Annotated in this window: 14 protein-coding genes; 1 reads left to right on the forward strand and 13 read right to left on the reverse strand. The window is 70.1% G+C overall.

Features of this window, described 5'->3' with window-relative positions; genetic code table 11:
- Window positions 1–51: 51 nt before the first annotated feature.
- From BST44_RS05875 to BST44_RS05915, 10 genes are all read right to left on the reverse strand, one after another.
- Window positions 52–978: an alpha/beta hydrolase gene (locus BST44_RS05875; protein ID WP_083175649.1), complete on the reverse strand. Its 927-nt coding sequence runs from the start codon at window positions 976–978 to the stop codon at window positions 52–54.
- Entirely contained in the window at window positions 975–2,495 is a 1,521-nt protein-coding gene (locus BST44_RS05880) for a flavin-containing monooxygenase (protein WP_244184735.1), read from the reverse strand. The genes BST44_RS05875 and BST44_RS05880 overlap by 4 nt, the downstream gene beginning before the upstream one ends.
- Window positions 2,477–3,205, reverse strand: coding sequence for an SDR family NAD(P)-dependent oxidoreductase (locus BST44_RS05885; RefSeq protein ID WP_083175652.1), 729 nt, complete (start codon window positions 3,203–3,205; stop codon window positions 2,477–2,479). Before BST44_RS05885 ends, BST44_RS05880 begins: the two co-directional genes overlap by 19 nt.
- Complete coding sequence (locus BST44_RS29420; RefSeq protein ID WP_244184736.1) at window positions 3,202–3,318, reverse strand: nuclear transport factor 2 family protein; 117 nt, start codon at window positions 3,316–3,318, stop codon at window positions 3,202–3,204. Before BST44_RS29420 ends, BST44_RS05885 begins: the two co-directional genes overlap by 4 nt.
- Window positions 3,315–4,076, reverse strand: a complete 762-nt coding sequence (locus BST44_RS05890; protein ID WP_083175654.1) for an HpcH/HpaI aldolase family protein — start codon at window positions 4,074–4,076, stop codon at window positions 3,315–3,317. Before BST44_RS05890 ends, BST44_RS29420 begins: the two co-directional genes overlap by 4 nt.
- A complete protein-coding gene (locus BST44_RS05895; RefSeq protein ID WP_083175655.1) occupies window positions 4,073–5,041 on the reverse strand; it encodes a zinc-binding dehydrogenase in 969 nt (322 codons plus the stop codon). Before BST44_RS05895 ends, BST44_RS05890 begins: the two co-directional genes overlap by 4 nt.
- Window position 5,042: 1 nt before the next feature.
- Entirely contained in the window at window positions 5,043–6,263 is a 1,221-nt protein-coding gene (locus BST44_RS05900) for a cytochrome P450 (protein ID WP_083175657.1), read from the reverse strand.
- Window positions 6,263–6,967 (reverse strand): NIPSNAP family protein, encoded by a 705-nt coding sequence (locus tag BST44_RS05905; RefSeq protein WP_083175658.1) that lies wholly within the window; start codon window positions 6,965–6,967, stop codon window positions 6,263–6,265. The genes BST44_RS05900 and BST44_RS05905 overlap by 1 nt, the downstream gene beginning before the upstream one ends.
- Window positions 6,964–7,560: a hypothetical protein gene (locus BST44_RS05910; RefSeq protein WP_083175660.1), complete on the reverse strand. Its 597-nt coding sequence runs from the start codon at window positions 7,558–7,560 to the stop codon at window positions 6,964–6,966. Before BST44_RS05910 ends, BST44_RS05905 begins: the two co-directional genes overlap by 4 nt.
- A 135-nt stretch (window positions 7,561–7,695) precedes the next feature.
- Complete coding sequence (locus BST44_RS05915) at window positions 7,696–8,865, reverse strand: CaiB/BaiF CoA transferase family protein (RefSeq protein ID WP_083175662.1); 1,170 nt, start codon at window positions 8,863–8,865, stop codon at window positions 7,696–7,698.
- Window positions 8,866–8,998: 133 nt separating this feature from the next.
- Between BST44_RS05915 and BST44_RS05920 the strand changes: the two genes are divergently transcribed.
- On the forward strand, window positions 8,999–9,682 hold the full coding sequence (locus BST44_RS05920; protein WP_083175664.1) for a DUF427 domain-containing protein: 684 nt from the start codon (window positions 8,999–9,001) through the stop codon (window positions 9,680–9,682).
- Here BST44_RS05920 and BST44_RS05925 read toward each other — a convergent pair.
- From BST44_RS05925 to BST44_RS05935, 3 genes are all read right to left on the reverse strand, one after another.
- Complete coding sequence (locus BST44_RS05925) at window positions 9,679–10,407, reverse strand: ZIP family metal transporter (RefSeq protein ID WP_083175666.1); 729 nt, start codon at window positions 10,405–10,407, stop codon at window positions 9,679–9,681. The genes BST44_RS05920 and BST44_RS05925 overlap by 4 nt on opposite strands.
- 71 nt (window positions 10,408–10,478) lie before the next feature.
- The gene (locus BST44_RS05930) at window positions 10,479–11,654 is read right to left on the reverse strand and encodes an acyl-CoA dehydrogenase family protein (RefSeq protein ID WP_083175668.1); all 1,176 of its coding nucleotides are present in this window, start codon (window positions 11,652–11,654) and stop codon (window positions 10,479–10,481) included.
- A complete protein-coding gene (locus tag BST44_RS05935; RefSeq protein WP_083175670.1) occupies window positions 11,654–12,574 on the reverse strand; it encodes an LLM class F420-dependent oxidoreductase in 921 nt (306 codons plus the stop codon). The genes BST44_RS05930 and BST44_RS05935 overlap by 1 nt, the downstream gene beginning before the upstream one ends.
- Between the last annotated feature and the right edge of the window lie 5 nt (window positions 12,575–12,579).

The raw sequence follows: 12,579 nt of genomic DNA on the forward strand, positions 1-12,579 counted from the left end.
ATTCTGCCGACGGGCCGTGCGGTCAGAGTAGAGGCGAAGGTCCCGCACCCGTCATGCCCACGCCGCCCGCAGGGCGTCCGCCTGCAACGCGAACAGGCGCTCGGACCCGGTCCACTCCGGCAGCAGCGAATCGAAACCGTGGCAGGCGCCCGCGAACACGTGCAACTCGGCCGAGACTCCGGCTTGGAGCAGGCGCAGCGCATAGTCGACCGCTTCGTCGCGGAAGGGGTCGATCTCCGCGCAGGTGATCAACGCCGGGGGCAGACCGTCGAGCCGGGTCCGCCGCGCCGGGACCGCGGAATCCGATCCGGCCCGTTCGCCGAGATAGTGGCCCCACATCAGGTCCGCGGCCTCGCTGTCGAAGGCCGGGCTAGCCCGAAACTCCCTCTTGGACGGGGTGATTCGGTCGTCCAGCACGGGCTGGTGCAGCAACTGATAGGCGACCGGCGGCAGCGCCCCGTCGGCCGCCCGCTGCGCCAGGCAGGCGGCCAGGGTGGCCCCGGCGCTGCTGCCGGCGAGTGCGACCCTGTCCGGGTCGACGCCGAGTCGCCGCGCGTCGGCCGCCACCCACCGCAGGACGGCGGCGGCGTCGTCGAGCGCGGCCGGGAAGGGGTGCTCCGGCGCCAGCCGGTAGTCCACCGACACCACCGTGCACCGGCCGCGGCGCGCCAGCTCCACGCATTGGCGGTGGTCGGTGTCCAGGTTTCCCAGCGCGAACCCGCCGGCATGGCAGTAGACGACCGCGGGCGCCGGCGCGGGACCGCCGCGGTAGACCCGCACCGGCACCACCGGTTCCGCCGGCGTGCTGCCCTCGGTGATCTGCACGCCCCGCGCGTCGGTGCGCTCGGCCGCGTCACGGCGCCGCTCGTTGAACGGGCCGCGGGTGAGTCGGATCGAGTCGAAGGAGAAGTCGGTCCGAGTGGTCGCGGCGGCCCGCAGTTCGGGGTGCAGCCGTTCGGCGCCGTCCAATTCCGTCATCGGGCTCCCCGGTCCGACGACGTCAGGGCGTCGCGCACCGGCGCGGCGGAGGGTTCGAACTCGAAGTCGCCCGGCTTGAACCTGCGCGTCATTGCCCAGAAGCTGCGCGCGCTTCGCGGCCACTGCGTCACCACCCGCCCATTGGCGGCGCGGAAGTAATTGCTGCACTGGGTGGTCCAGACGGTGCCGACCATCCAGCGGTCGACCTTGGCGACGAAGTCCGCCAACGCGGCGGGGCGGACCGCGATGTAGGTCCCGCCCTTGCGCCGCATGCGTTTCAGCGCCCGCACGATGTAGTGCGCCTGCGCCTCGAGCATGAAGATGACGCTGTTGGAGCCGACGTTGGTGTTCGGGCCGTACAGCATGAAGAAGTTCGGGAAGCCCGGCACGGCCATGCCGAGGTAGGCGTGCGCCCCGCCGCGCCACGCCTCGCGCAGGGTGGTGCCGCCTTCCCCGGAAACGTCCACCTCGCCCAGATAGTCGGCGGCCGCGTAGCCGGTCGCGCACACCACCACGTCCACATCGCGTTCGGTGCCGTCCTCGGTGACCAGGGAGCGCGCGCGCAGGTAGCGGGCCGGGCTGGTCAGCACCTCCACGTTGGGCAGGGTCAGCGCGGGCAGGTAGTCCGACGAGAACACCAGCCGCTTGCACCCCATGGGGTGCGACGGGGTGAGCTTGCGGCGCAATTCCGGATCGGGAACCGTCTTTTCGAGCAGGTCGAGCGCGACCGTGGTGAATTGGTGGGTCTTTTCGCTGCCGTGCTCGATCACCGAGATGTTGGCTTCGCTGCGCAACCACAGCCGGGTGCGGTACAGCTTCTTGGCCCACGGCAGGTGCGCGAAAGCCCAGCGCTCGCGTCGCGTGTAGCGCCGGTCCGGCTTGGGCAGAATCCAGGTCGGCGATCTTTGCACCGAATAGACCCGGTCGGCCACCTTGGCCAATTCGGGCAGGAGCTGCGACGCCGTCGAGCCCGTGCCCAGCACCGCGATCCGCTTGCCGCCCAGTGGGATCGAGTGGTCCCAGCGGGCCGAGTGCATCACCGTCCCGGTGAACGGCTCCTGCTCCACGAGGTCCGGCAGCAGCGGGCGGGTGAACAGGCCCACGGCGGATACCACCACGTCGAATCGGTGCTGTCGCCCCTCGGCCGTGGTCAGACACCACCTTTGCGCGTCTTGCTCCCACCGCGCGGAACGGATATCGGTGCGCAGCCTCAGGTGTGGTGCCAAGCCGTATCTGTCGGCGCAGCGCTGGAAGTACGCCAGAATTTCGGGCTGCGCCGACCACAGCCGCGACCAGTTCGGGTTGAGGTCGAACGAGTAGGAGTACAGGTGCGATTTGACGTCGCACGCCAGCCCCGGATACGTGTTGACCCGCCAGGTGCCGCCTACGCCGTCCTCCCGGTCGAAGATGGTGAAGTCGCGAAAACCCGCGCGCGAGAGCAGGATCCCGAGGGCCAGCCCGCCGGGCCCGGCGCCGATGATGCCGATCGTCGGGCCGGTCATCGGATCTGCACGCATTGGCCGCCGTCGACCACGAGTTCGGCGCCCGTGATGAACGACGCCTCCTCGGAGACCAGGAACGCGACCGCGTCGGCGACCTCGCGCGGTTGGCCGATCCGGCCGAAGGCCGACGACGCGGCCAGCCTCAATTGGGTGGCGTCGTCGAGCATCGGGGTCGCGATCGGTCCGGGAAACACGGCGTTGACGCGGATTCCGAAGGGGGCCAGTTCGGCGGCCGCGTTCTGGGTCAGCCCGCGCAGCGCCCACTTCGCCGAACCGTACGCGGCGTGGTGCGGGAAGGGTCGGATGGCGCCCGTGCTGCAAATGTTGACGATGGCGGCCTGCCCCGCCGCGCGCAGGTGCTCCAGCGTCACGTGGATGCCCAGGAAGGCGCCGAAGCAGTTGACCCGCCAGGAGTTTTCGAAGTCACCGGCGGTCTCGTCGGCCAGGGACGCCCGGTGCAGCACGCCGGCGTTGTTGACCAGGGTGGTCAGCGCCCCCAATCGGTCGATCACCGCGCGGACGGCCGACTCCCATTGCGGTTGCGAGGTGACGTCGAGTTCGATCGCGATCACCCGGTCGTCGCCCAATTCGCCGACCGCCGCGGTCAGTTCGTGGGCACGCCGGTCGCATGCGGCCACTGAATAGCCTTGGGCGCGCAACCGTTTGGCGATGGCCCAGCCCTGGCCGCCGGCCGCGCCGGTTACCAATGCAACGCGTGGATTCATGATGACGTGACCTCGGGGGTGAACAGGCCCGGGCACTGGTCGGCGTCGCCCGCATCGAGGGCGAGGGCGTAACCGGCGATCAACTCGCGAATCGCGCACCGATCGCCCGTCATGGTTCGGTCGCCTCGCGCAGATGCTCCGCGGCTCCCCGGCGCAGGGCGTGCGCTTCCGCGGTCAGGGTGATCATCGAGAAGCCCAGCTTGGCCATGGCGCGCCCCGTCGTGCCGTCCCCGGCGTGAATGCCGGTCACGAGTCCGACCGCGCTGGCCGCGCGGCGGATGCGCACGATGGCGTCCAGGACGGCCGGATCCTTCGACGCGCCCGCCACGTCCACACCCAACGAGAGCGCCAGGTCGGCGGGGCCGACGTAGAGGCCGGTCAGCCCGTCCACGGCGCAGATCTTGTCGAGGTCGGACAGCGCGGCGGCCGTCTCGATCATCGCGAAGACGCTGACCCGGGATTCCAGCGCGGCGGTGTCGCGGCCCAGGCTGGCGCGCAGCGGGCCGAAGCTGCGAATCCCGCCGGGCTGGTAGCGGGAGGCGGCGACGGCGGCGGCGGCCTGGTCCGCCGACTCGATCATGGCGATGACGACGGCGTCGGCACCGGCGTCGAGCACGCGCCCGATCGGTGCCGCGTCGGCGTTGGGCAACCGCACCACGGTGCCGACGGGCAGGTGCTCGGTCCGTCGCAGCATGCCGGCGATGTCGGCGTCGTCGAGGTAGCCGTGTTGTGCGTCGAAACCCACGTAGTCGTAACCGGCGCCGGCGAATTCGTCCGGCCCGAGCACGCTCGGCCCGGTGATCCAGCCGCCCCAGATCGGGGTCGCCCGGTTCAGTGCCCGCTGCAGAGCGCTCCGCGAGTTGTCGGTCATTCCGCGATCGCGATCTTGACGCGCTCGGGGACCGGGCGGCAGGCCAGCTCGAACGCCCCCTGCACGTCGCCGACGGCGAAGGTGTGCGTCAGGTAGGTGGCGAGCAGCCGCGGATGTTCGGCGGCGAACGTGCCGGCAAGCTCGAGCACCCGCCGCCGGTCCAGTGTCACACCGGATTTCAGCGTCAGGTTGTTGCGCAGCATGGCGCGCATGTTGATCGGGTAGGCGTCGTCGTCGGCGACGCCGAAGTAGAAGACGGTGCCGCCGGGCGCGGCGGCGTCGATGGCGTGGCCGAGCGTGGCGACCTGGTGACCGACCGCCTCGATGACGACGTCGGCGCGGTCGGGGGCGGCGAGCCGGCTCACCCACCGGTCGCTGGTGGCGCGCACCGCGTCGTCGACGCCGAATGCGGTTGCGACGCTTGACCGGTCGACCGGGTCGACGCCGGTGACGCGCCGCGCGCCGGCGGCCTTGGCGACGTAGGAGAACAGCAGCCCGATGGAGCCCTGGCCGATGATCGCCACGTGTTTGCCGGTGAGATCCGGGAGTTGGTCGCAGGCATACAGCACGCAGGCCAGCGGTTGCAGTCCGACCGCCTGCGCCGGGGTCAGCGCCGGGTCGTACGGGGCCAGGCCGTCGCCGTTGCTGATCACGCGCTCCATCATGCCGTCGAATCCGGAGGCCCAGCCGACGACCCGGTCGCCGGTGCGGTGCTCGGGATGCCGGCTGGCGATCACCTCGCCGACGACCTCATGGATCGGGAAACCGTCCTTTTCGGCCGCGCTGGTCCCGTCGTCGCCCGGAAGGCGGCCACGGGCCCCGCGGAAGGCCGGCAGGTCGCTGCCGCAGACTCCGGCCGCCAGGAAGCGCAACAGCACCTGGCCGTCGGCGAGGCATTCCGGCGTCTTCTCTGCAAGCGTTGTGCGCTCGAACAGGTACGGGGCGACGACCCGGTAGGACCACACGTCAGACCTCCACCGGGATGTTGTTCCATCCCCATTGGAAGCTGGAGGGCAGCCGCCGGGCGCCTTCGGCCCGGATCGCGTAGTCGGGCACCCGGCGCAGCCATTCGGTCAGCAGCACAGCGACTTCCAGCCGGGCGAGGTGGTAGCCGATGCAGAAGTGCTGCCCGCGGCCGAAGGCCAGCGAGCGACGGATGGGCCTGTCCCAGATGAATTCGTCGGGTTCGGGGTATTCCCGTTCGTCGCGGTTGGCCGAGGCGAGCAGGGTGATGACACGCTGGCCGGGCCGGATGGTCTGGCCGTGAATGGTGAAGGGCTTCCGCGCCGTTCGGGCGAACCATTGCGCCGGCGCGCAGTACCGGATCATCTCCTCACGCGCGACGGGCACGGCGCTTTCCGGGTCGGCGCGCACCGCGGCCAGCTGGTCGGGCCGCTGGCCCAATTCCCACAGCCCATGGGCGACGATCTTCGGCACCGTCTCGGTGCCGCCGATGAAGATGCAGAGCATCTGGGTGGCCACTTCGACGTCGTCGAGCGGGCTGCCGTCGGGCAGGCGGTAGCCGAGCAGGCCGTCGACGACGGCGAGCGAACCCCCGGACTGGTCGGCCCGGCGGTGCCGGACCGCCGGCAACAGGTACTCGAAATAGTTGGGCCGCGCCTCGGCGGTGTCCACCCCCACGCCGGGCTCGGCGAGGCTGCCGGCGTTGACCGCGGCCAACACCTGCGGTGCGAGATCGGTGGAGATTCCGAGCAATTCGCACACGACGGTCGCCACGACGACGCCGCCGTACTCCTGGGTCAGGTCGAACGAGCCCCGTGGCAGCAGCTCGTCGAGCCGTTCGTTGGCCAGCCGGCGAATTCTGGCCTCCCACCCGGTGACCGACCGGGGGCGCAGCGGCTGGGAGTGCGCGCGCCGGATGTCCGCGTAGAGGTCCGTGTCGAACACCGCGTGGAACGGCAGCGGGTGCAGCGGCGGATCGCCCACCGGTCCGGTGTTGTGCTTGGCCAGCACCGACGCCGCCGGCAGTGTCCCTTCCGACGCGACGAATGTCCCGTCGTTGACTTCCAGCACCTCCCAGATGTCCTCGAAGCGGGACAGCGCGAAGGTGTCCCATTGCGGCATGTAGTAGAGGGGATGGTGGTCGCGCAGGATCCGGTAGTACGGCAGCGGATTCGCCATCACCTGTGCGTCGAACGGATCGTAGGCGAAGCCCGGCTGATTCATCACTGCAGCGGGGACGGCGGTAGGGCTTGCAGGATCGAGTCCTCCCAGCCGTCGCGTAGCGCGGGCGCCACGCTCATCCAGGTGACGATCTCGGCGGGTGGGCTGTCTTTCCAGGAGGGGTAGTGGTTGGCGAAGCACTCCCAGCCGCCGTCCAGCGCCCAGTAGTGGATGACCTCGTTGTAGCGGAAGGTCGTGGTGAACGAGCCCAGCCAACGTTTGCCGGTACGTTCCGACCACGGGACGTAGAGGCGCTCCAGTTCGCGGATGTAGTCGTCCTGACGGCCCGGCTTGGTCTGCATGATCTCCTGGATCACCAGCGGCGCAGTGATATTGGCGTCGCGCAGCTGGGCGAGCGTCTTGTTGCTGGGTCCGGGGTACATGATCCGGCCCTCGCCCGCGGCGCCGACATCGGCCAGAAAGGCCGACCACTTGCCTGCCGCGGCCTCGTGGCTGCCACCCCGGGCCTGGGCTGCGCCGATCCGCGCGTAGTCGGCGAATCCGTCGATCTCCCAGATGATCGTCACCTGCGGCCAGTGACCGTTGTAGGGCGTGGTCTCCCAGATGGCGAAGAGCCGCGCGCCGAGCTCGTCCATCATCGGCCGGTAGGTGGCGGAGAACACCTCGGTGAAGTCGTCGCTGCGCCCGGACCCCAGCGCGATGGTCTCGTGCAGGTAGAGCAGGGTGTGGCGGTAGTACTTCTTCATCGGTCGAGCCGGACCAGCCCAGAGTCGCCCCGGCCGCAGGTCGCCAAATCCCACAGCAACGTCTCGGTGGAATAGACTGCGGGGCAATCGCTCCCGGCAGCAGCCAGCGCATGTCCCTTGAACCTGCGCGCGGCCGCGCTGAGCGCGTACTGCGCCAGGGCCGTCCCGCGATCCACCCGTAACGGCCAGCCGGACGGCGCCCGGCCCCACAACGCGACTTCGGTCAGCCGGTCGTCCAGCGAAGCGAGCACCCGGTCGCGCACGCGCGCGTCCGCGGTGAACGCCTCGGCGCTGACCGCCAGGCTCTCGCACGCCGGGCCGGGGCCCGCCGCGGCGAAACGCTCCTCCAGGTCCAGCGCCTGCACCCCGAGGATCCGCAGCGGTCGGGTGTCGCCGCCGCGCGGGAGCAACACCGTCACCTGCCAGCCGGCCATCGCCCGGTCATAGAGCCACCCGCCGGCCGATTGGACGACGTCGAGGGCGCTCGCGGCGACGACGTCGAGCCGATACCGCAGGCATTCCCGGTCCGTACCGCGTGCCCGGGTGGCGTCGACCCGGCCGCCGTTCCTGATGTCGAACGTTGACGTGACCATTCAATCCGTTCCTCCGCCGCACCGAATTCGTGCATCGGCGTTTGCCGCAACGCTTGTCCTGGGCTGGAGCCGCCTGAGGCGACCCACCGGACAGCGTGACACTTGAGAGAAAATTTGTAAAGGTCCGGCCGGTGGTCACGAGCCGCGGCGCGCCTTCACTTCGGCGAGGATTTCGTCGGTGTGCTGCCCGAGTTGCGGTGCCGGCGAACGCGGCGACCAGGGCGTGCCGTGGAAATCCGCCGGCGTGGCGACCATCGCGATGCCGGCCTCCCCGTCCGGCACGTCGACGATGCCGCCCGCGGCGTGGAACTGCTCATCGGCGACGACGTCCTCGAGGCTGTTCACCGGCGACCAGAAGAAGTCCGGCTCGGTGGCGAAAATCTCGGCCCACTCGTCCAGGGTCCGGGTGGCGAAGACCGCGTCCAACTCCCGGATCAACTCCGCCGCGTTGACGAAGCGCGCGTAGGCGTCGGCGAACCGCGGGTCGTCCAGCCACTCCGGATGCCCCACGGCGCGACACAGCGGGGGCCAGTGCCGGTCGCCCTCGAGCCCGACGATCCAAAACCGCCGCCCGTCGGCGGTGGCGTAGTTGTTCATGCACGGGTTGCCCATGGATTCGCGCTGCCCGATCGCGATCGGCTGGCCGGTCAGCAGGTAGGTGTTCAGGTCGAAGCTCACGGTGTAGGCGCCCTGCCGGTACAGCGAGGTGGTGACCAGCTGGCCGGTCCCGGTGCGGTGACGGGCCACCAGCGCCGCGCAGACGGCCGCGGCCAGCGTCATGCCGGCCGAATGGTCGCCCATGCCGCCGCGCTGAAACGGCGGGGTGGCGCCGGGCCGGGTGAGCAGGTGCGCCACCCCGGCGCGCGACCAGAAGGCGGCGACGTCGTAGGCCGCCCGGTCGGCGTCGGGCCCGGTTTCGCCGTAGCCGGTGATCAGGCCGTAGACCAGCCGGGGGTTGCGCGCCGATACCGATTCGAAGTCGAACCCCAGGCGGCGCAGCGCGCCGGGCCGCACGTTGGTGATGAAAACGTCCGCGTCGGCGAGCAATTCGAACGCGGTGTCGCGACCGGACGCGTCCGCGAGGTCCAGCACGATGCTGCGCTTGGAGCGGTTGTCCATTTCGAACGGCGGGTTGACGCCGAGGTCGCAACCCAGCATCCGGCCGAACAGGCGCCCGGGGTCACCGCCCGGCGGTTCGATCTTGACGACGTCGGCGCCCCAGTCGGCCAGGATGCCACCGGCGGCCGGTCCGGCCACCCAGACTCCGAGCTCGACGACCTTGACGCCCTCCATTGGTCCCGCCATGGCTGCGTTCCCACTCTCTGCCGTTCGAGCTGGGTCACCACCCGCTTGCGGGGGACACGCCAGCGTGACGTTGCACCGTGAGTGCCACGCTAGCGTGACATTCGGTGGGGTATGCGCCGAAGGAGAGGACACCATGAGCCTGGTTGCCGGACGCGGTCCGCTCAGCAGTCATCCGGCCGGGCGGTTCTCGCCGGCGATCCCCGGCGACGTCGTCTTCATCGAGCCGCACCCGCGCCGCGTGCAGGCGCTCCGGGACGGCCGCCTGGTGATCGACACCGAGCGGGCGCTGCTGGTGCACCGCCGGGGCCGCCCGCTCAGCTACGCCTTCCGCGCCGACGAGGTCGGCGACCTGCCCACCGAACCCGAGCCGGAGGCGCCGGGCTTCGTGCACGTGCCCTGGGACGCCGTGGACACGTGGCTGGAGGAGGGGCGCGAACTCGTCCACTACCCGCCCAACCCCTACCACCGCGTCGACTGCCGCCCGACGCGTCGCCGCCTGCACGCCTCCGTCGCCGGCACCATGCTGGTGGACACCGACGACACCGTGATCCTGTTCGAAACCTCGCTCGAACCAAGACTTTACGTCGATCCCGCCCACGTGCGCACCGACCTGCTGCACCGCTCGGACACGTTGACCTACTGCAACTACAAGGGCTTCGCCACCTACTGGTCGGCCGACGTGGGCGGCCGCGTGGTCGACGACGTCGCGTGGAGCTATGCGGATCCCCCACCGGAAAGCCTGCCCATCAAGGGATTTCTGAGCTTCGACCTTGCCCGCGCCGACGTGGTGGCCGAACTGCCGCACACCGGCGCCTAATTCGCCAGCCCGACGATCGCCAGCATGAACAGGACCCCGCCGATGGTGCATGCCAGGGTCACCGGGGTCCGGTGGCCGGCGTGTGCCCTCGGCAGGATGTCGGCGCCCGCCAGATACATCAGAAAACCGGCGAAGAACCCCAGATACAGCTCGAGGACGCGATGGGGAATCGTCACGGCCAGCGTGAGAGCCGCACCGGCCACGGGCGCGACGGCGTCGGCGCCCAGCAGCGTCAACGCCCTCCGCCGGTCGTTTCCGTACAGCGAGGTGATGGTGTAGGTGTTGAAGCCGTCCGCGAAGTCGTGGCCGATCACCGCGACGGCCACCACCGCACCCGCTGCGGCTCCCGCCTGGAAGGCGGCCCCGATGGCGAACCCGTCCATGACGCTGTGTCCGATCAGCCCGAATGCGGCGAGGATTCCGACGCCGGGAGCGCCGGAATCAACGGCATCGTCCGCTCCGTGGCCGCGGTGGATGCCCACGGTGTGTTCGATGACGTGCAGGACCAGAAAGCCGAGAAGGAACGCCACCAGCGGAGCCGGGACGCCGAAGATGCTCCACGGCCGCTGGCTCAGCGACTCCGGGAGGAGGTCGAAGGCCACGGCGCCGAGCATCAGTCCGGCGGCCAACCCGAGCACCAGGTAGCGGTAAGACCCGATGCGCAGCGCCGCGTACCCGCCCAGCAGCGTGGTGACGAACGAACCCAGGGCCACGAGAACAACCACGGCGGGCCCACCTCTCTGCGACCGGTAGTGAGTGAGAACCTATCGCGGAAGCCGTTGGTGTGCAGCCGGAGTCATCCGCCGTAACCGGGGCGGCCCAGATTGAGCTCGTGCTGGGCGATCATGTTGCGGAACACTTCCAGGGTGCCGCCGTAGATCCCCAGCGGCAGCGCCAGCCGGTAAAGGTGTTCCGCCGCACCGTCGGTGGCCGAATCCGCAGTGTCGGTGGGCAGCGCCGACGCGGCCCCCAGGATGTCCATCAGATCGGGGGTGATGTCGCGCATCGTCTGCGCGATCGCGACCCGTCCGAACATCCCGGGCGCGGACAGCGCCGCCTCCATCCGCGCGACGTCGCGCCCGAGCCGGTATTTCACCGAGTCGTCGTCCATTGGCCGCCGGCCGTCGGGGCCGGGTTGGCCGGCGGCCGCCGCGACGGTGTCGACGACCTCGGCCATCAGGTCACCGTGCGCCGACATCGCGGCAATGTATTGCAGGCCATGGTCTTCCGGGTCGACGATGCCGTGCTCGGAGTCCAGCGCCGCGCGCATCACCGTCCAGCCGCCGTTCACCTCGCCGATGCGGTAGCGGTCGTCGACGCGGACGTCGCTGTAGTAGACGATGTTGGTGCGGTCGCCGTCCACGGTGCGGATGCCCTGGATCTCGATCCCGGGTGAGTCCAGCGGCACCAAAAACATGGTCAGGTTCTTGTGTTTGCGGCCCTGCGGGTCGGTGTTGGTGAGCAGGAAGACGTACCTTGCGTTCTGCGCGTTCGACGTGAACATCTTGGAGCCGTTGATGATCCAGCCGTCGCCGTCGCGCACCGCGCGGGTCTTGCAGGTGGCGACATCGGAGCCACCTTCGGGTTCGGTGTAGCCCAGGCACAGCCGGATCTCGCCGGACAACACGCCTGGAATGACCTCCCCGGCGAGCTCCGGCGCCCCGAATTGCCGCACCAGCCGGGCGACGACGGACGTGGTGCCCCAGTGATACCACGGTGTATGGGCCCGGGCGACCTCGAGTTGAAAGATGCGCCGGCGAACCGGGCTGAAGCCGCCCTCGGACTCCAGCTTCCAATCCGATGCCAGGTAGCCGGTCTCCCCCAGCGCCAGATGCACTCGCTCGTCGAAGTTTTCGCCCAACTCCAACTGCCGGTGCAGCACTTCGTCGGTGACGATCTTGGCGATGAACGCCCGGATCTCGTCACGAAAGGCCCGGTCCTCGGGGGAGAGTTCGACGCGGGAGAAGTCCATCAGGCGGCGTCGATCACGAGCGTGCGGAAACGGTCGAGGGTCTCGAGCGCGTGCGCCATGCTGTCACCCGGGAGGTGGACGCTCACCCACGTCACGCCCAGTTTGGCCAGCCTCTCCAGGCCGTCGAGGTACGCGTCGGCGGCGAAGTCGTCGCCGGCCGGGCTGCCGCCCTCGAAGTTGGTGAAGGTGATGTCGATCGCCGACCAGTCCCGGCCGACGGCGTCGCACCGCCGCCGCAGGTCGTCGATGCCGTCGGTGAGACGCGCCACCGAGTCGATCACCGCCGTGCCCGCCGTCTGGGCCAGTTGGGGCGGCGCCGGGAAGGGGCACCACCCGTCGCCGTACTGCGCCACCCGCTGCCGCGCCGAGGAGGTGTTGCCGCCGATCCAGATGGGCGGGTGCGGATCGCTCACCGGGCGGGGGTGCGCGGTGATCCCGCGGGCGCTGAAATGCCTTCCCTCGAAGGTGATGTCGTCGCCGGTCCAGACGGCCCGGATCACCTGCAGGGCCTCCTCGAACAGCTCGGCGCGCTCGTCGTAGTCGACCCCGAGCGCGGCGAACTCCCGCTTGAGGTAGCCGACACCCACCGCGAGCGTGAACCGGCCGCCGGAGAGCAGGTCCAGCGTGGCACCGGACTTGGCCACCACGAACGGGTTTCGATACGGCAACACCACGATGTTGGGGATCAGCCGCAGCGCAGTCGTCGTCGCCGCCGCGAAACCCAGTGCGACGAAGGGATCCAGCGCGTCGTGACCGCCGGCTTCCAGCCACCGCTGCGAGGGCGCCGGGTGGTCGGTGAAGCCGAACCCGTGAATGCCGGCCGCCTCGGCGGCCGCCGCCATCCTTCCGATGCCGTCCCCGCTCACCAGCTCCCGGTTGTACGGGTGGCTGTGCATCGGGTGGGTGATGGTGAAGCGCATCGAAC

It is taken from the genome of Mycobacterium scrofulaceum (assembly GCF_002086735.1).
GTDB lineage: Bacteria > Actinomycetota > Actinomycetes > Mycobacteriales > Mycobacteriaceae > Mycobacterium > Mycobacterium scrofulaceum.

What these genes read in the sequence shown, in the direction of transcription:
- BST44_RS05875 (WP_083175649.1), bottom strand. Translation starts at nt 978, where the DNA reads ATGACGGAATTGGACGGCGCCGAACGGCTGCACCCCGAACTGCGGGCC.
- BST44_RS05880 (WP_244184735.1), bottom strand. Translation starts at nt 2,495, where the DNA reads ATGCGTGCAGATCCGATGACCGGCCCGACGATCGGCATCATCGGCGCC.
- BST44_RS05885 (WP_083175652.1), bottom strand. Translation starts at nt 3,205, where the DNA reads ATGAATCCACGCGTTGCATTGGTAACCGGCGCGGCCGGCGGCCAGGGC.
- BST44_RS29420 (WP_244184736.1), bottom strand. Translation starts at nt 3,318, where the DNA reads ATGACGGGCGATCGGTGCGCGATTCGCGAGTTGATCGCCGGTTACGCC.
- BST44_RS05890 (WP_083175654.1), bottom strand. Translation starts at nt 4,076, where the DNA reads ATGACCGACAACTCGCGGAGCGCTCTGCAGCGGGCACTGAACCGGGCG.
- BST44_RS05900 (WP_083175657.1), bottom strand. Translation starts at nt 6,263, where the DNA reads ATGAATCAGCCGGGCTTCGCCTACGATCCGTTCGACGCACAGGTGATG.
- BST44_RS05905 (WP_083175658.1), bottom strand. Translation starts at nt 6,967, where the DNA reads ATGAAGAAGTACTACCGCCACACCCTGCTCTACCTGCACGAGACCATC.
- BST44_RS05910 (WP_083175660.1), bottom strand. Translation starts at nt 7,560, where the DNA reads ATGGTCACGTCAACGTTCGACATCAGGAACGGCGGCCGGGTCGACGCC.
- BST44_RS05915 (WP_083175662.1), bottom strand. Translation starts at nt 8,865, where the DNA reads ATGGCGGGACCAATGGAGGGCGTCAAGGTCGTCGAGCTCGGAGTCTGG.
- BST44_RS05920 (WP_083175664.1), top strand. Translation starts at nt 8,999, where the DNA reads ATGAGCCTGGTTGCCGGACGCGGTCCGCTCAGCAGTCATCCGGCCGGG.
- BST44_RS05930 (WP_083175668.1), bottom strand. Translation starts at nt 11,654, where the DNA reads ATGGACTTCTCCCGCGTCGAACTCTCCCCCGAGGACCGGGCCTTTCGT.
- BST44_RS05935 (WP_083175670.1), bottom strand. Translation starts at nt 12,574, where the DNA reads ATGCGCTTCACCATCACCCACCCGATGCACAGCCACCCGTACAACCGG.